The 592-nt window shown below is 63.9% G+C and carries 1 protein-coding gene and 1 pseudogene; both read left to right on the forward strand.

What is annotated here, in order from left to right:
- Positions 1-406: amidohydrolase (locus A9Z05_RS01725; RefSeq protein ID WP_176730129.1), on the forward strand; the 406-nt coding region annotated here is incomplete at its 5' end.
- Between the two features lie 4 nt (positions 407-410).
- A pseudogene (locus A9Z05_RS01730) lies at positions 411-592 on the forward strand (MFS transporter); the annotation flags it as partial.

Genomic DNA, 592 nt, shown 5'->3' on the forward strand with positions numbered 1-592 from the left:
CGGGCGGGACATCATCGAATTTTCGCCGTTCATCCGTTCGCTCGACTTGCCGGTGGTCATCGACCACATGGCGCGGGTCGACATCGACGAAGGGGCGGACAGCCTGTCGGTGCGCGTGTTGTGTGCGTTGCTCGATACGGGAAACGTATGGGTCAAGCTGTCGGGCGCTGACCGGATGTCGAAAACCGGCGCGCCGTTCGACGACACGCTGGTCGTCGCACGCCGCTTCGCCGAGCATGCGCCCGAACGAGTGCTGTGGGGCAGCGACTGGCCGCACGTGAACCTCGGCCATCCGATGCCGGACGACGGCGACCTCGTCGATCTGATCGCGCGAATCGTACCGGACGACGCACGCCGCATCCAGATGCTGGTCGACAATCCCGCCCACTTCTTCGGATTCAGGTGAACCCATGGCATCGACGCTCTCCATTGCGCACGACCAGCCGGATGTGACGAACGACGCCGCGCTTCAGCGCGCATTGCGCAAGAACCTGGTTCGCCTCGTCCCGCTGCTGGCGATCGGCTACTTCTTCAATTACATCGACCGGACCAACATCGGCTTCGCGGCGCTGACGATGAACCGCGATCTCGG

It is taken from the genome of Burkholderia sp. A2 (assembly GCF_001729305.1).
Lineage (GTDB): Bacteria > Pseudomonadota > Gammaproteobacteria > Burkholderiales > Burkholderiaceae > Burkholderia > Burkholderia sola.